General features: G+C 46.2%; 14 protein-coding genes. 12 read left to right on the forward strand and 2 right to left on the reverse strand.

Annotated features, from left to right (window positions below; translation table 11 throughout):
* Positions 1-80: 80 nt before the first annotated feature.
* Positions 81-1,046: a 2-hydroxyacid dehydrogenase gene (locus OVA33_RS07675; protein ID WP_012118532.1), complete on the reverse strand. Its 966-nt coding sequence runs from the start codon at positions 1,044-1,046 to the stop codon at positions 81-83.
* A 400-nt stretch (positions 1,047-1,446) separates the two neighbouring features.
* Here OVA33_RS07675 and OVA33_RS07680 point away from each other — a divergent pair, with 400 nt between their 5' ends.
* Positions 1,447-2,028, forward strand: coding sequence for a beta-class carbonic anhydrase (locus OVA33_RS07680; RefSeq protein ID WP_003151503.1), 582 nt, complete (start codon positions 1,447-1,449; stop codon positions 2,026-2,028).
* 2 nt (positions 2,029-2,030) lie between these two features.
* Complete coding sequence (locus OVA33_RS07685) at positions 2,031-3,620, forward strand: SulP family inorganic anion transporter (RefSeq protein WP_025649327.1); 1,590 nt, start codon at positions 2,031-2,033, stop codon at positions 3,618-3,620.
* Positions 3,621-3,664: 44 nt separating this feature from the next.
* Here the strand turns inward: OVA33_RS07685 and OVA33_RS07690 are convergent, their stop codons facing one another.
* A complete protein-coding gene (locus tag OVA33_RS07690) occupies positions 3,665-3,985 on the reverse strand; it encodes a MazG nucleotide pyrophosphohydrolase domain-containing protein (protein WP_003151506.1) in 321 nt (106 codons plus the stop codon).
* Positions 3,986-4,100: 115 nt separating this feature from the next.
* On the opposite strand from OVA33_RS07690, the gene OVA33_RS07695 reads away from it, so the two are divergent.
* The 10 genes from OVA33_RS07695 to pgmB all read left to right on the forward strand — a co-directional run bounded on the left by OVA33_RS07695 (position 4,101) and on the right by pgmB (position 16,713).
* Positions 4,101-4,676 carry an LOG family protein gene (locus tag OVA33_RS07695; protein ID WP_025649326.1) on the forward strand — a complete coding sequence of 192 codons (576 nt, stop codon included), beginning with the start codon at positions 4,101-4,103 and terminating at the stop codon, positions 4,674-4,676.
* Between the two features lie 173 nt (positions 4,677-4,849).
* The gene (locus OVA33_RS07700) at positions 4,850-5,800 is read left to right on the forward strand and encodes a LacI family DNA-binding transcriptional regulator (protein WP_014418958.1); all 951 of its coding nucleotides are present in this window, start codon (positions 4,850-4,852) and stop codon (positions 5,798-5,800) included.
* Positions 5,801-5,902: 102 nt separating this feature from the next.
* Positions 5,903-7,672 (forward strand): glycoside hydrolase family 13 protein, encoded by a 1,770-nt coding sequence (locus tag OVA33_RS07705; protein ID WP_032865383.1) that lies wholly within the window; start codon positions 5,903-5,905, stop codon positions 7,670-7,672.
* A 93-nt stretch (positions 7,673-7,765) separates the two neighbouring features.
* Positions 7,766-9,022, forward strand: coding sequence for an extracellular solute-binding protein (locus OVA33_RS07710; protein WP_025649324.1), 1,257 nt, complete (start codon positions 7,766-7,768; stop codon positions 9,020-9,022).
* 39 nt (positions 9,023-9,061) lie between these two features.
* Positions 9,062-10,372: a carbohydrate ABC transporter permease gene (locus OVA33_RS07715; RefSeq protein WP_025649323.1), complete on the forward strand. Its 1,311-nt coding sequence runs from the start codon at positions 9,062-9,064 to the stop codon at positions 10,370-10,372.
* On the forward strand, positions 10,373-11,209 hold the full coding sequence (locus OVA33_RS07720; protein WP_022553840.1) for a sugar ABC transporter permease: 837 nt from the start codon (positions 10,373-10,375) through the stop codon (positions 11,207-11,209).
* A 4-nt stretch (positions 11,210-11,213) separates the two neighbouring features.
* Positions 11,214-12,098: a DUF1189 family protein gene (locus OVA33_RS07725; protein WP_128974125.1), complete on the forward strand. Its 885-nt coding sequence runs from the start codon at positions 11,214-11,216 to the stop codon at positions 12,096-12,098.
* Positions 12,076-14,349, forward strand: a complete 2,274-nt coding sequence (locus OVA33_RS07730; RefSeq protein WP_025649320.1) for a glycoside hydrolase family 65 protein — start codon at positions 12,076-12,078, stop codon at positions 14,347-14,349. Before OVA33_RS07725 ends, OVA33_RS07730 begins: the two co-directional genes overlap by 23 nt.
* Complete coding sequence (locus OVA33_RS07735) at positions 14,342-16,027, forward strand: glycoside hydrolase family 13 protein (protein ID WP_128974124.1); 1,686 nt, start codon at positions 14,342-14,344, stop codon at positions 16,025-16,027. The genes OVA33_RS07730 and OVA33_RS07735 overlap by 8 nt, the downstream gene beginning before the upstream one ends.
* A complete protein-coding gene (pgmB, locus tag OVA33_RS07740; protein WP_025649318.1) occupies positions 16,024-16,713 on the forward strand; it encodes a beta-phosphoglucomutase in 690 nt (229 codons plus the stop codon). Before OVA33_RS07735 ends, pgmB begins: the two co-directional genes overlap by 4 nt.
* The last annotated feature ends 33 nt before the right edge of the window (positions 16,714-16,746 follow it).

Genomic DNA, 16,746 nt, shown 5'->3' on the forward strand with positions numbered 1-16,746 from the left:
AGGAATAGAAAGAATTTTAAAATAGTACTTTTGATCTAGTGAAAAATAAACCCCGGCTGAAACGGCCGGGATTTTTCATCTCATTGAAATTCCTTCGTGAGGTTTTTCGGTGTTTTTCCGTATACGGCGTCAATCATGTTTTGTGCGGCTTGCTTGAACATATTCAAGCGGATTTTTGCCGTTGCTGACCCGATATGAGGAAGCAATGTGACGTTTTCCAGCTGCAGGAGCGGATTGTCTTCGGCGATCGGCTCTTTTTCAAACACATCTAAACCGGCGCCTTTTATCCAGCCCTCCTGCAATGCGCGGATGAGCGCTTTCTCATCAACCGTCTTTCCCCGGGAAATATTGACGAAACATGCCGTATCTTTCATCAATTTAAATTCCCGCTCTCCCATCATATGATAGGTTTCGTCAGTAAGCGGCGTAATTAACAGCACAAAGTCTGATGTTTTCAGCAGTGTATCTAAGTCGGCATATGTAACCCCGAGTTCCTTCTCAGCGTCCGGTTTTCTGCTGCGGTTATAATACAGCACGTCCATATCGAAGCCGAATTTTGCCCGTTTGGCAGCTTGTTCACCGATTCTGCCCATGCCGATAATTCCTAATGTCTGATGGTGGACATCCATACCGAAAAGAGATTCTTCCTCAACGGTTCCCCATTTGCCGGCGCGGACGAATCGATCCAATTCGGCAACCCGTCTGGCGGAAGACAGGATTAATGAAAAAGCCAGATCAGCGACAGTGTCATCTAAGGTGTACGGCGTATGCGTGCCGACAACCCCGCGTCTTTTCATTTCTTCAATGTTAAAATTATCATAGCCGACTGAATTGTTGCTGACGACCTTCAGCTTCGGCGCGTGATCCAGTAAATCACTGTCAATCGCCGTTCCGGATGTCAGCAGCCCTTCAGCATCTTTCATTTTTTCGTACAGTTCCTCTTTTGGAATGGTATCTTCTTTCCAGATGTCATAGCGGCAATGCTCGCCTATCATTTGTTCGACTTCCGGCGGTATCGGTTTCGCGATGAATACATAGGGTTTCAACGGGCTTCTCCTCCTTTGTCTTTCTTCTCTATTTTATTATATAAGAGAAGCGGTAACGTGAGAAATATTCAAACGTATTACGATAAATTTCTGGTTCTTTTGAACTTAAAATGAAAGAAAAAGAAACGTACATGCTGGATTTCTCCAAACAATAACAGAATCCGCCTATATTTCTGAAGGCAAAATGAGCGGAACCGCTGTTTTCAAAAGCTTTATAGGTTGGTGTAAAGATAAATTTTATTATTTTTGAAAGATATAAATGAACATAATCTGAATTTACAGTCAAATTATCGTGTCTTTTTTTGAAAGCGCTTTTGAGGCCTTTTTCTGTGCTATAATTCCTTACTGTAAGCTGGGTAAGAAGGCTTGCAATACAATCGGATGGGAGATGAATAGAAAAATGGTTTCTTTATCAAGCATTTTGGAGCACAACCAGCAGTTTGTCCAAGAAAGGAAATATGAACCTTACCAAACGACAAAATTCCCGAAAAAAAAGCTTGTCATCGTATCCTGTATGGATACAAGGCTGACGGAGCTTCTGCCGCAGGCGATGGGACTCAGAAACGGCGATGCCAAAATCATAAAAAACGCGGGAGCCATTGTTTCTCACCCATTTGGAAGTGTCATGCGGAGCATTTTGGTTGCCGTTTATGAACTGCAGGCAGAGGAAGTCTGCATCATAGGTCACCGCGAGTGCGGAATGTCGGGATTAAATGCGGCTTCCATATTAAATAAAGCGAAAGAGCGCGGCGTGGAGGACAAATGTCTCAGCCTTCTGCAACATGCGGGAGTCGATTTGGAAACATGGCTGACCGGTTTTCACAGCGTCGAAGAAAGCGTGGCCCACAGCGTGAATATGGTCAGGCATCATCCGCTCTTGCCTGAAGAGGTGCCGGTGCACGGGCTGGTGATCGATCCGGGGACGGGGACGCTGGATGTAGTCGTTGACGGTTATGAAACAGTCAAAGGAGGATGCAGCTGACGATGCAATTTACCGGCAGATATCAGGGATACAATTTGCAGAAATTTCAGAAAGACCTAATCGCGGGAATTGTGGTCGGAATTGTAGCGATTCCACTGGGAATGGCCTTTGCTATCGCCTCGGGGGTCGGTCCGGAATACGGGCTTTACACCGTTATTGTGGCCGGAATTCTGATTTCGCTGTTGGGCGGCTCTAAATATCAGATCGGCGGGCCTACGGGGGCGTTTGTTCCCATTTTATTTGCCATTGTGATGCAGTATGGTTTTGAGAATTTACTTGTAGCCGGTTTTATGGCAGGCGTTATGCTCGTCCTGTTTGGCGTATTTAAGCTCGGAAAGATTATGAAATTCGTGCCGAAGCCGGTGATCGTCGGATTTACGGCCGGAATCGCGGTGCTGATTTTCTCGGAGCAGATTGCCCATTTTCTCGGTCTGCGCGATATTCAAAAGCATGAAAGCTTTATCCTCAACATTGCGGAAATAGGCAAGAAGATCGGAACCTTTAATTTGTACAGCATCCTCATCGCGGGAATTGCTTTGGCCATTTTGGTGTTATCAGCCAGGCTGATGCCGAAGATTCCGGGCGCGCTTGTGGCGCTGCTTGTCTCTACAGCCGCGGCGGTCGTGTTTTTTCCTGACAAAATGGCGACAATCGGTTCTGCTTACGGGGAGATTCCGCGGCAGCTCCCGGCTTTTCAGCTTCCGGATTTCTCAATCGATAACATGGTGATGATGTTCCCGTCTGCTTTGATCATTGCGCTTCTCGGCGGACTTGAATCCATATTATCGGCGATGGTCGCGGACAATATGAAAGGATCACGGCATGACAGCAATAGGGAGCTTGTCGGGCAGGGCATCGCCAATATGGCAGCGCCGCTTTTCGGCGGCATACCGGCAACGGGAGCGATTGCGCGGACCGCAACAAATATTAAAAACGGCGCAGTTTCTCCGATTTCCGGTGTTGTCCACGGAGTCACCGTCCTCCTCGTCCTGCTCGTCTTCGCCCCGCTTGCCGTTCACGTACCGCTGGCAAGCATGGCGCCGGTATTGATGGTTGTGGCTTGGAACATGAGTGAGCGGAGGGAAGTCGCCAATATGATGCGGCTGAAAAACACTGATTCATTCGTACTGGCGGCAACCTTTTTGCTGACGGTTCTGTTTGATTTAATCATCGGCGTTTCTGCCGGTCTCGTGCTCGCTTTTGTTTTCTTTATCAGAAAGATGAGCGAATCAACAAGCATTAAAACACCGCATGCCGCTGTCAAATCGGTTAAAAATGATTCATCCGTCAGCACATATTCCATTGAAGGGCCGCTGTTTTTCGGTTCAATTGATTCACTGGAATCATCGCTGCTGGAGAGGCTTCAGGAAAAGCCGAAGACGCTTATTCTGCTGATGAATAATGTGCATTACATGGATACCTCCGCAGAAGCGGTGCTGGGGAATGTGATGAACCGGATCAAACGGCATAACGGGAGATTGATGATCGTCGGATTGCAATCACAGCCGAGAGAGCTGATCCGGAAGACGGGGCTGTTTCATAAAATCGGGAAACAGCATTTCTTTGAGCATCAGGACGAGATAACGGGATAAATTCAGATACGGCCTGTCCATGAAAAAGCGGACAGGCCGTGTTTTTATTCGGTTTCAAAGCGCTTGATCAGTTTTTCCTGATGGGCTTTCATCGCATCTTCTAACGTGATTCCGTACTTATCGGCAAGGATGGCCAGATTTCCGAGGACGTCACCCATTTCTTCAATCAGCTCCTGTCTGCGTTCAGCCTGGGTTGCGTCCTTTTCATCCGGCCGGTCTCTGCCGATTTCATATGCTCTTACCGCCCGGGCGAGCTCACCCGCCTCTTCCATTAAAAAGCCGATTCTGATAAATGGCCCGTACGCCGTCCATCCTCGTTTTTCGTAAAAATCTTTCGTCCATTGTTCTGCTTCAGCCATCTGCATGTGAAACACTCCTTATGTCCTGTATGATTCTTATTGATATTATCATATAGAGATGGGACAATATATAGTGTATTTTGATTTATTGATGTACATATATAGATGCGGAGATGAAAAAATGAAAACCATTTGTGTATTTGCGGGGTCAAACCCGGGGGTAAATGAAGAGTACAAACGCAAAGCGGCCGAACTGGGTGAATATATGGCGGAGCAGGGAATCGGCCTTGTTTACGGCGGTTCACGGGTCGGTCTGATGGGAACCGTTGCTGATGCGTTAATGGCAGGCGGCGGAAAAGCTGTCGGCGTCATGCCGAGCGGGCTTTTCAGCGGAGAGATTGTTCATCAGAATCTGACGGAGCTGATTGAAGTCAGCGGCATGCATGAGCGGAAAGCGAAAATGAGTGAACTTGCCGACGGGTACATTGCCATGCCCGGCGGTTTCGGAACATATGAAGAGTTATTTGAAGTGCTGTGCTGGGCGCAAATCGGCATTCATCAAAAACCGATCGGACTGTACAATGTGAACGGGTATTTTGAGCCGATGATGAAGATGGTCAAGTACAGCATCCAGGAAGGATTTTCGAATGAGTCTCATTTAAAGCTGATACACAGTTCCTCCCGGCCGGATGAGCTGATTGAGCAGATGAACAATTACTCGTACCCGATCCTTCAGAAAAAATGGACGGAAATATAAAAAAAGAGCCATCTGACATGTGTGTGAGTCCCGGGCGGACTTCATGAAAATCGAGTGTATTTGACAATGTGAGATTTCCTTAGGGAAATCTTTTTTTATGTCCAGATTACCATCGTAGTATAATTTAACTAATTCGGATTGGCTATCTAAGCAAAAGCGGAAGGAGACGGAAAATGGCGACGTTGTCAGATGTGGCTAAGAGAGCGAATGTTTCGAAAATGACGGTATCACGTGTGATTAATCACCCTGATACGGTAACAGATGAACTGAAAAAGCTCGTTCATTCCGCAATGAAAGAGCTGAATTACATCCCTAATTATGCGGCAAGAGCGCTTGTGCAAAACAGAACACAGGTTGTCAAATTGCTGATTCTCGAGGAAATGGATACGACCGAACCCTATTACATGAACTTGCTGACCGGAATCAGCCGGGAGCTGGATCGCCATCATTATGCTTTGCAGCTTGTGACAAGAAATTCACTCAATATCGGGCAATGCGACGGCATTATTGCCACCGGCTTGAGAAAGGCCGATTTTGAATTTGTCATCAAAGCTTTTGAAAAGCCGTTAGTCGTATTTGGAGAAAATGAAATGGGCTATGATTTCGTCGATGTGAATAACGAAAAAGGGACTTTTATGGCAACCCGCCATGTCATGGGGCTGGGGGAGCGTGAGGTTGTCTTTTTCGGCATTGATTTGGATGAGCCATTCGAACGCTCAAGAGAACAGGGGTATATTCGGGCGATGAAAGAGAGCTGCAGAGAAACGAAGCTGTTTCGGATCGCTAACAGTTCAAAAAAAAGCGAAAGTCTGGCAAGAGAAGTTTTGAAAACGCTCGGCCGGCAAGCCGCGTTTGTCTGCGCCACCGACCGAATCGCGCTGGGGGTCATTCGTGCGGTGCAGTCACTCGGAAAACGAATTCCCGAAGATGTGGCCGTTACTGGAAATGACGGTGTTTTTCTTGACCGCATTTCCTCCCCGCGGCTGACTACGGTCAGACAGCCGGTTGTGGAAATGGGAGAGGCCTGTGCGAAAATGCTGCTGAAAAAAATGAATGAAGGCGGCGCAGCTCAAGGTCATTTGTTTTTTGAACCGGAGTTAATTGTGCGGGAATCAACTTTGTGAAAGCTTGATTCTGTTATCGGTAACAAGAGAAAAACGATTGCTTCTCCCGATTTCATCATGCTACCTTCAAAGCATAAGCCAGCCTATAAAAAAGGGGGAAACATGATGGAATATGCCGCAATACATCATCAGCCGTTCAGTGCTGATGCTTATTCTTATGACGGGCGGACGGTGCATATCAAAATCCGGACGAAAAAAGGTGATGCTGATCAGATTCGATTGGTTTGGGGCGATCCTTATGAATACAGCGGCGGCAGGTGGTCGGCAGCCGAGCAGCCAATGAGAAAAACAGCCGCAACCCAAAACCATGATTATTGGTTTGCTGAAGTGTCACCGCCATTCAGGCGTTTGCAATATGCATTTATTGTCTCAGACCAGCATGAAAACATCTTTTTCGGAGCGTCAGGGGTCTGTCCTGTAAATAAAAAAACGCTGGAAACGATTCATTATTATTTTAAGCTTCCGTTTGTTCATGAGGCGGATACATTTCAAGCGCCTGAATGGGCGAAATCAACGGTTTGGTATCAAATTTTTCCGGAACGTTTTGCGAATGGAAGAGAAGACCTGTCACCGGAAGCTGCACTGCCTTGGGGGAGCAAGGACCCGGACGTTAATGATTTTTTTGGCGGAGATTTGCAGGGGATTATCGACAAGCTCGATTATTTAGAAGAATTAGGGGTGAACGGAATTTATTTAACTCCGATCTTCTCCTCTCCATCCAACCATAAATATGACACGCTGGATTACTATTCCATCGATCCGCATTTTGGGGATCGGGAGCTTTTCCGGACATTGGTCAGCCGGCTTCATGAGCGGGGAATGAAAATTATGCTTGATGCTGTTTTTAATCATATAGGCAGCGCTTCTCCGCAATGGCAGGATGTTGTAAAACACGGGGCCCGGTCCCGCTACAAAGACTGGTTCCATATTCACTCTTTTCCTGTGAAAGAAGACAATTATGACAGGTTTGCGTTTACGCCTGATATGCCGAAGCTGAATACGGCTAATCCGGAAGTACAGAGGTATTTGTTTGAGATTGCTTTGTACTGGATTCGTGAATTTGACATTGACGGCTGGCGTTTAGATGTGGCAAATGAAGTGGATCACGCTTTTTGGAAGGCATTCAGGCAGGCTGTAACGGCCGAGAAGCCCGATCTTTATATTTTGGGAGAGATATGGCATTCCTCCGAACCTTGGCTCAGAGGAGATGAGTTTCACGCTGTGATGAATTATCCTTTCACAGAGCCGATGATTGCTTATTTTGCTGACCGGGAGATTTCTGCTTCATCCATGGCCTATCGATTAAACGCGCACTTGATGAATGGGATGCGGCAGGCCAACGAGGTGATGTTTAATTTACTGGACAGCCATGATACAGAACGTCTTCTGACAAGGTGCGGAAATGATGAGAAAACAGCCCGCGCTCTGCTGGCCTTTATGTTTGCCCAGACAGGAGCGCCCTGCATCTACTACGGAACGGAAATCGGTCTGGACGGCGGGAGAGATCCATTATGCCGGAAGTGTATGGTTTGGGAAAAGGAAAAGCAAAACCGGGAAATGCTCAGCTTTATGAAACGCTTAATCACCTTACGCAAAAAAGAAAACGCTTTATTGACGTACGGAAGTCTTGAGTGGCATCTGCTTGATGATCAAAACGATTGTATCAGTTTTTCGAGGGTTTTCAATGGCAGGCAATTGATTTTCTATTTTAATCAGGGGAACCTGGCCTGGGATGTCCGTTTGCAAGATTTTAATATGGAGAGAAGCAGAAAAGTTTACGATGCGTGGACGGATCAGATCCTTCAACATGATGCCGCTATTGCTGTTCAGCCGGGAGAATTTTTGATTTTGAGCGCTGACGCCCCTGTCTGAATTCTGTTATCGGTAACAGGCTGAAAGGCTTTGAAACCGCTTTCTCTAACAGAGTAGAATTGTAATAGATTCATAATAAAAGGGGGAAAAGATATGGCGGGGTTCGTCAAAAAGGGATTGGCTTTATTGACGGCATCAGTTTTGGCATTCTGTCTCGGCGCCTGTTCAAATTCAAAGGAATCGGCCGGCGCTGACGGCAAAAAGGTACTGACCGTGTCCGTTGAAGAAACCTATAAAAAATATATTGAAAGCATTAAAGGAGAGTTTGAAAAAGAGAATCACGTCACAATCAACATTGCAGAAAAGCAAATGTTCGATCAGCTGGAGGCGCTTCCTTTGGACGGCCCGGCCGGCAATGCGCCTGACGTTATGCTTGCCGCATATGACCGGATCGGCAGTTTGGCGCAGCAAGGCCATTTGCTTGATCTAAAACCTGCTGATACAAAAAGCTTTGGAGATAAAGAGATGCAGCAGGTAACGGTTAACGGAAAGGTGTATGGAATGCCGCTGGTGATTGAGACGCTTGTTCTGTATTACAACAAAGATCTTATAAAAAAAGCGCCGGCAACATTTAAAGACCTTGAAACATTAACAGAGGATCCCCGGTTTTCATTTGCTTCTGAAAAAGGAAAGTCAACGGGATTTTTGGCAAAGTGGACTGACTTTTATATGTCGTACGGTTTGCTGTCCGGTTACGGCGGATATGTATTCGGGAAAAACGGCACAGATCCCGGGGATATCGGCCTGAACAATAAAGGGGCTGCAGAAGCGGTGAAATATGCGGAGAAATGGTTTAAAACGTATTGGCCAAAAGGCATGCAGGATAACTCAAGCGCAGACGATTTTATTCAGCAAATGTTTTTGGATAAGAAAGCGGCTGCAATCATCGGCGGGCCTTGGTCGGCTGCCAATTTTCAAGAGGCCGGCCTGAACTATGGCGCCGCTCCTATTCCGACATTGCCAAACGGAAAAGAATATGCTCCGTTTGCGGGCGGCAAAGGCTGGGTTGCTTCAAAATATACAAAGGAACCCGAGCTGGCTGAAAAATGGCTTGAGTATGCAACAAATGATGCCAATGCTTACGCCTTTTATGAGAAGACAAATGAAGTTCCGGCCAACACAGCCGCAAGGAAGAAAGCGGGAGAGCAAAAAAATGAGCTGGCGTCAGCTGTTATTAAACAATATGAGTCAGCGGCACCTGCGCCGAATATTCCTGAAATGGCCGAGGTATGGACCGGCGCTGAAAGTTTAATGTTTGATGCGGCTTCGGGGAAAAAAACAGCAAAAAAATCGGCGGATGATGCGGTAAACGTCATAAAAGAAAACATCAGAGAAAAGTATGTGAAATAAAATCGGAGGGGAAGTGTCCGTAAGAATAGAGGGCGAAAAATGAATAAAGATGATACACTTTTACACCAAAAACGGAAGGCGTCATGGTTTTTATCGATCATTCCGGGAATTGGACAGATCGCGAATCAGCAGATATCAAAGGGGATCTTATTTCTGGTCATTACGAGTTTGTTTGCTGTTGAATTATGCGTTTTCGGTATTGAGGCGCTGACCGGATTGGTTACCTTGGGAAGTGTTCCCGGTGAAGATCACTCATTATTTATGCTGATTGAAGGCACGCTGCAATTGATCTTAACGTTGATTTTTCTCATGTTCTATATCTTTTCAGTTTATGATTTCCGTCATACCGCCACTATGAAAGCGGCGGGTTTGAAGGTGAATACAGCGGCCAAGGATATCATCCGCCATGCGGGAGATAAAGGGTTTCCTTATTTATTTACACTGCCGGCATATCTCATGATGGTGTTTGTGATTATTTTTCCTGTTCTGGTGACTCTGTTTGTTGCCTTAACAAACTATGATTTTTATCATATACCGCCTAACAGTCTGATTGACTGGGTCGGCTTTAAAAATTTCTTGAATATCTTTTTTGTCGGTTCCTACCGGGAAACATTTGTGAATGTACTGGGCTGGACCATGATATGGACAATCTGTGCAACAACGCTGCAAATCATTTTGGGGATCGTGACGGCACTTTTTGTGAATCAAGATTTTATTAAAGGCAGACGGATATTCCGAATGATTTTCTTATTTCCATGGGCTGTTCCGGCCTTTATCACAATTATGAGCTTTTCCAATATTTTTAATGACAGTATTGGGGCGATGAACACGCAGGTGATCCCATTAATTAACCACCTGCCGTTTGTGGAACTGCCGGCGATCGCGTGGAAGACTGATGCTTTCTGGACGAAGACCGCTCTGATTATGATTCAGACCTGGCTTGGCTTTCCTTATATTTATGTCATGGTAACGGGGGTCTTGCAGTCGATTCCGGGTGAATTGTATGAAGCCGCAAAGATTGACGGAGCTTCTTTTATGCAGCGTTTTCGCAATATTACATTACCGATGATTTTATTTGCGACGGCACCGGTGATGATTACACAGTACACATTTAACTTTAATAATTTTTCGATCATCTATTTGTTTAATGAAGGCGGTCCGGGAAGCGCGGGAGCCGGTGCCGGGTCGACCGATATTTTAATTTCCTGGATCTATAAACTGACAACCGGCACTTCTCCGCAATATGCTGTGGCAGCGGCCGTGACATTGTTAATTTCTTTCGTCGTCATTGGAATATCCCTGATTGCTTTTAAAAAGTCAAATGCTTTCGGCAATGAGGAGGTGATGTAGATGGGTTCCAGAACGGCCGGAATGCTTACGAAAATCTGCACCTATTTGTTTTTGCTGATTTTAAGCATTGTCATTTTATATCCGCTGCTGATTACGGCCTCTTCCGCTTTCCGTGCGGGAAATGTGACGGCTTTTCAGCTCGATTTCTCAGGTCCCTGGACTTTTGATCATTTTAAGCGGCTGTTTGAAGAGACGCTCTATCTTCATTGGTACAGCAATACGCTGGTTATCGCGCTGTCAGTCATGGTATTGCAGGTCACGATTGTAACGCTTGCCGGGTATACGTACAGCCGCTATCGGTTTGCGGGGCGAAAAAAGAGTCTTGTCTTCTTTTTAATCATTCAAATGGTGCCCACAATGGCAGCGCTGACTGCTTTTTATGTATTGGCCATGCTGATAGGCGCTCTTGATCAATACTGGTTTTTGACAGCGATCTATATCGGCGGCGGAATTCCGATGAACACGTGGCTGATGAAAGGTTATTTTGATACAGTTCCGAGAGAAATTGATGAGGCTGCGCGGATGGATGGAGCGGGGCATTTCAGGATATTTGCCTCCATTGTGCTGCCGCTTGTGAAGCCGATGCTTGCCGTTCAAGCGCTTTGGGCGTTTATGGCGCCGTTCGGGGACTATTTGCTGGCGAAGTTTTTGCTTCGCTCGCCGGAAAGGCTGACCATTGCAGTAGGGTTGCAGTCGTTCATTTCAAATCCGCAGCAGCAAAAAGTCGCCCTGTTTGCGGCGGGAGCTATACTTGCCGCACTGCCGATATGCATCTTGTTCTTTTTTCTCCAAAAGAACTTTGTATCCGGGCTGGCGGCGGGCGGAACAAAGGGGTAGTTCAATGAAGAATGTGCAAAATGAAAGCTTTATGATCCGCAGTCTTAAAGCATCGGTGTCTCCGTCAGGTATTTGCCGTTACGGGAAAACATTCAGCTGGCTTCAGCTTTCCTTTCTCTTTATGTTTTTGACGTCCTGCCTTATGGCGCCGTTTACGATGTCGTTTTTGAAAATGGACCGCTTCAGCCTCAAATTGGTTATGCCTGTGGCGCTTTCTGCAGTGAATGATCGTTTTGCCGAACAATTAAACGGTATTCAAATCAGGAACGGAAAACTGACAGGCGGACAGCGTTTTGATCAAATTGAAGAGGGCAACCATCTGATGGCAGTCGATATGGAGCATGAATGGAAACCAAACGGTGAAAATGGGCGTTTGCGTGTAAAAGGATATGACAACGCGGTCATATTCCAGCCTGACCGGCTGATTATTACCGACCAAAACGGAATGGGGTTTTCAGTTCGCTATGGGAAAGCGGACGCCAGTCTTACGGACCCGGGCGTATATGAGACGGAGGCTGTTATCGGTCAATTGTGGCTGGCACAGTATAAGCCGATGATCATGATGCTGGGGTGCGCAGTGATTTTTTTGATCCAGCTATTTTTTACAGCTGTGCTTGCGGGAGGCATCTGGATGGCAAAATTATCAAAAATGATCGATATCGCGTCATGTAAGGAAGCAGCTTCTGCAGCGATATGCGCATCGGCTCTGCCTGCATTCGCGGCAGCTGCTATCGGGCTGATCCGCTTTGATTTGATTACTGTATTAATGGTTCATACATGCGGCGTCACGTTGATGATTGCTTTTTTATTCAGATATATGGCCAAAACCCGCCGTCATAATGAAAATGTTCATTCGGGAGGAAGACATGATAAATCAGCGGTTGTTTGAGATTGATGAATGGAAAATCAAAACCAATACATTTCAAAAAGAGTATATACGGCTGCAGGAAAGCCTGACTTCTCTTGCCAACGGCTATATGGGCATCAGGGGGAATTTTGAAGAGGGGTATTCAGGCGGCAGCCATCAAGGCACATATATTGCGGGCGTGTGGTTCCCTGACAAAACGCGGGTAGGCTGGTGGAAAAACGGGTATCCGGACTATTTCGGAAAAGTGATCAATGCGATGAATTTTATTGGTATAGATGTGTATGTTGACGGTGAAAAAGTCGATCTCTATCAAAACCGACTCGAATCATTTGAGTTAGAGCTTCATATGAAAGAAGGAATTCTGAGGAGGAGCGCTGTTGTCCGTATTCAGGATAAAACCGTGCGAATCAAATCAGAACGATTTCTCAGCCTGGCCGTAAAAGAGCTATGTGCGATTCATTATGAAGCGGAGTGTCTGACAGGGGACGCCGTTATTACGCTTGTTCCTTATCTTGATGGCAATGTTGTAAACGAAGATTCAAACTATCAAGAGCGGTTTTGGCAGGAAAAAGAGACAGGAGCGGATTACCGCCGCGGGCATATAACGGCAAAAACGCTCGACAATCCGTTCGGAACGCCGCGTTTCACTGTCTCAGCCTTAATGGAAAATTTGACAGAAGGCTATGTCAGTCAAAGCTTTCAAACTTCCGGCATGTATGCTGAAAATCGCTTCAGCTACCAAAACAAAGCTTCATTGAAGAAGTTTATTGTTGTCACGACTTCACGCGATGTTCAAGAAGCAGAGCTTACTTCGAAAGGGGAGGAGCTTTTGGCGGCTATTCTTAAGCAAGGTTATGAAGAAGCGAGACAGCAGCATATTGCCAAGTGGAAGGAAAGATGGGCAAAAGCGGATATAGAGATAAAGGGAGATAAGGAACTTCAGCAAGGCATCCGCTACAATATCTTTCAGTTATTCTCGACATACTACGGGGCAGATGCCCGTTTGAACATCGGACCGAAAGGATTTACAGGCGAAAAATACGGCGGTGCCGCCTATTGGGATACCGAGGCGTATGCCGTTCCGATGTATTTGGCGACAGCCGAGCCGGAAGTCACGAAAAACCTGCTTTTGTACCGCTATCATCATTTGGAGGCTGCCAAACGGAACGCCGCCAAGCTGGGGATGAAGGGGGCGCTTTATCCGATGGTGACGTTTACCGGAGATGAATGCCACAATGAGTGGGAGATTACGTTTGAAGAAATTCACCGCAACGGCGCGATTTGCTATGCGATCTGCAATTATGTCCAATATACAGGTGATCGCGCCTATATGGAGGAATATGGGATAGACGTTCTTGTGGCAGTCAGCAGATTCTGGGCCGGCCGCGTTCACTTTTCGAAACGAAAAAATAAGTATATGATCCACGGCGTCACAGGGCCGAATGAATACGAAAACAACGTTAACAACAATTGGTATACGAATGTCATTGCGGCTTGGACGTTGGATTATACTCTGCAAAGTCTCGAAAGGATCTCAGCGGAGAAACGCCGCCTTCTGGATGTGCAGGAAGAAGAATTGAAAGTCTGGAGAGAAATCATCCGGCACATGTACTATCCGTATAGTGAAGAACTGCAAATTTTCGTTCAGCATGACACATTTTTGGACAAAGACCTGCAATCAGTTGACGAATTAGATCCAGCTGAACGGCCTCTTTATCAAAATTGGTCATGGGACAAAATCCTCCGCTCCAGCTTTATTAAACAAGCCGATGTGCTGCAAGGCATTTATTTATTTCCTGACCGTTTCTCTATAGACGAAAAACGCCGCAACTATGAATTTTATGAACCGATGACGGTTCATGAATCAAGCCTATCGCCCTCCATTCACGCGGTGCTCGCTGCCGAATTGAGGATGGAAAAGAAGGCGCTTGAATTATATAAGCGTACAGCAAGGCTTGATCTCGACAATTACAATCGCGATACGGAGGAAGGCCTTCACATTACTTCAATGACGGGAAGCTGGCTGGCGATCGTCCAAGGGTTTGCCGGCATGCGTACTTTAAAAGGAACGCTCTCATTCACCCCATTTTTGCCGAATGAATGGGACGGTTACTCGTTCCATATCAATTATCGAAACCGCTTGATCAAGGTGACGGTCGAAGAAAGGCGCGCCATTTTTGAGCTTGTCAAAGGCGAACCGGTGTCCATCACAGTTTATGGAGAACCAATGGTGCTGAATGAACGATGTGAAAGGAGAATGCCTGATGAGTGAATGGTGGAAAGAAGCTGTCGTGTATCAAATTTACCCGCGCAGTTTTTATGATTCCAATGGAGATGGATTTGGGGATTTACAAGGCATTATCAAAAAGCTTGATTATATCAAAGGACTTGGCGCGGATGTGATCTGGCTGTCGCCCGTGTTTGATTCTCCGCAGGATGACAACGGCTATGACATCAGTGACTACAGAAACATGTACGAAAAATTCGGAACAAATGAAGATATGTTTCAGTTAATTGATGAAGTGCATCAGCGCGGAATGAAAATCATCATGGATCTGGTCGTGAACCACACGTCGGATGAACATGCCTGGTTTGCTGAAAGCCGCAAGTCGAAGGACAATCCTTACCGGGATTATTATTTTTGGAAAGACCCGAAATCGGACGGTTCTGAGCCGAATAATTGGGGATCGATTTTTTCAGGCTCGGCGTGGACGTTCGATGAAGGGACAGGACAGTATTATTTGCACTACTTTTCGAAAAAACAGCCTGATTTAAATTGGGAAAATGAAGCCGTTCGCCGGGAAGTGTATGATCTGATGAAGTTCTGGATGGATAAAGGCGTTGACGGCTGGCGGATGGATGTGATCGGCTCCATTTCCAAACATACCGATTTTCCGGACTATGAAACAGATAACAGCCGCCCCCATATCGTCGGCCGTTACCACTCTAACGGCCCCCGCCTGCATGAATTTATTCAAGAGATGAACAGGGAAGTGCTTTCTCATTACGACTGCATGACAGTCGGAGAGGCAAACGGTTCTGATATTGAAGAGGCGAAAAAATATACGGATGCAGGCAGGCAAGAGCTGAATATGATCTTTACATTTGAACATATGGATATCGATACAGAACAAAACTCGCCAAATGGGAAATGGCAGATCAAGCCGTTTGATGTGATTGCTTTAAAACAAACGATGACAAGGTGGCAGACCGGGTTGATGAATAGCGGCTGGAATACCTTGTATTTTGAGAACCACGATCAGCCGCGGGTGATTTCCCGCTGGGGCAATGACGGTGAGCTGCGAAAACAGTGTGCGAAAGCATTCGCAACGGTTCTCCACGGGATGAAAGGCACACCGTTTATTTACCAGGGAGAAGAAATCGGCATGGTCAACAGTGATATGCCGCTGGAGATGTATGACGATCTTGAAATAAAAAATGCATACCGTGAACTAGTCATCGAAAACAAGACGATGACAGAAAAAGAGTTTGTCAAAGCCGTGATGATAAAAGGAAGAGATCACGCGAGGACGCCGATGCAATGGGATGCAGGAAAACATGCCGGATTCACAGCTGGAGACCCTTGGTTAGCGGTCAATTCCCGCTACCAAGAAATCAATGTGAAAGAATCCTTGGAAGATCAAGATTCAATTTTCTATTACTATCAGAAGCTCATTCAATTACGAAAGCAATATAAGGTCATGATATATGGAGATTATCAGCTGCTGCTGGAAGATGATCCGCAAATCTATTGTTATATCCGTAAATATCAAGGGAAAAAGCTTCTCGTCGTTGTGAATTTGTCGGAAGACAAGGCCCAGTTCGAAGCGCCTCCGGAACTGATCCATGAGCGCTGGAAAGTGCTTATTTCGAACTATCCGCAGGAGCCGGCTGACTTGAAGCGCATCAGCCTCAAACCTTATGAAGCTGTGATGGGCATCAGCATATGAAAGCGGTTATTTTTGATTTAGACGGAGTGATAACAGATACGGCTGAATATCATTTTCTCGCTTGGAAGCACATCGCAGAACAAATTGATATTCCCTTTGACAGGAATGTGAATGAAGGCCTGAAAGGAATCAGCCGGGAAGAGTCACTGGAAAGCATACTGATCTTTGGCGGAGCGGAAAAAAGGTTTACACATGCGGAGAAACAAGAACTGCTGCATCAAAAAAACCAATATTATCAAACGTTGATCAGCAGATTGACGCCGGAAGATCTCTTGCCGGGAATCGGCAGGCTTCTTTGTGAATTAAAAAATGAACATATAAAAATCGGGTTAGCATCTTCAAGCCGCAATGCCCGCGCGATCTTAAAACGTTTGGCGGTTATCGATGATTTTCAAGCCATTGTTGACCCGGCGGCTCTTGCGAAGGGGAAGCCTGATCCCGAAATCTTTTTAACAGCTGCAGCGCTGCTCGGTGTTTCCACGGCTGATTGCGCGGCAATAGAAGATGCTGAAGCAGGAATATCTGCAATCAAATCTGCCGGGATGTTCGCGGTCGGTGTCGGGCGTGAACAGTCGATGCTTGGTGCTGATCTGGTTGTGAGGCAAACCGGTGAATTGTCGTTTGAGCTGTTGAAGGAAGAATGGAAGCAGTATAGGGGAAAGGTTTTAAAAAGCATCAGAGAGTGAAAAAAACCTGCAAGAGACATCATCTCTTGCAGG

The organism is Bacillus sp. KICET-1 (assembly GCF_027721405.1).
In the GTDB taxonomy this organism is placed as follows: Bacteria; Bacillota; Bacilli; order Bacillales; family Bacillaceae; genus Bacillus; species Bacillus velezensis.

What these genes read in the sequence shown, in the direction of transcription:
- OVA33_RS07680 (WP_003151503.1), top strand. Translation starts at nt 1,447, where the DNA reads ATGGTTTCTTTATCAAGCATTTTGGAGCACAACCAGCAGTTTGTCCAA.
- OVA33_RS07685 (WP_025649327.1), top strand. Translation starts at nt 2,031, where the DNA reads ATGCAATTTACCGGCAGATATCAGGGATACAATTTGCAGAAATTTCAG.
- OVA33_RS07690 (WP_003151506.1), bottom strand. Translation starts at nt 3,985, where the DNA reads ATGCAGATGGCTGAAGCAGAACAATGGACGAAAGATTTTTACGAAAAA.
- OVA33_RS07695 (WP_025649326.1), top strand. Translation starts at nt 4,101, where the DNA reads ATGAAAACCATTTGTGTATTTGCGGGGTCAAACCCGGGGGTAAATGAA.
- OVA33_RS07700 (WP_014418958.1), top strand. Translation starts at nt 4,850, where the DNA reads ATGGCGACGTTGTCAGATGTGGCTAAGAGAGCGAATGTTTCGAAAATG.
- OVA33_RS07705 (WP_032865383.1), top strand. Translation starts at nt 5,903, where the DNA reads ATGATGGAATATGCCGCAATACATCATCAGCCGTTCAGTGCTGATGCT.
- OVA33_RS07710 (WP_025649324.1), top strand. Translation starts at nt 7,766, where the DNA reads ATGGCGGGGTTCGTCAAAAAGGGATTGGCTTTATTGACGGCATCAGTT.
- OVA33_RS07715 (WP_025649323.1), top strand. Translation starts at nt 9,062, where the DNA reads ATGAATAAAGATGATACACTTTTACACCAAAAACGGAAGGCGTCATGG.
- OVA33_RS07720 (WP_022553840.1), top strand. Translation starts at nt 10,373, where the DNA reads ATGGGTTCCAGAACGGCCGGAATGCTTACGAAAATCTGCACCTATTTG.
- OVA33_RS07725 (WP_128974125.1), top strand. Translation starts at nt 11,214, where the DNA reads ATGAAGAATGTGCAAAATGAAAGCTTTATGATCCGCAGTCTTAAAGCA.
- OVA33_RS07730 (WP_025649320.1), top strand. Translation starts at nt 12,076, where the DNA reads ATGATAAATCAGCGGTTGTTTGAGATTGATGAATGGAAAATCAAAACC.
- OVA33_RS07735 (WP_128974124.1), top strand. Translation starts at nt 14,342, where the DNA reads ATGAGTGAATGGTGGAAAGAAGCTGTCGTGTATCAAATTTACCCGCGC.
- pgmB (WP_025649318.1), top strand. Translation starts at nt 16,024, where the DNA reads ATGAAAGCGGTTATTTTTGATTTAGACGGAGTGATAACAGATACGGCT.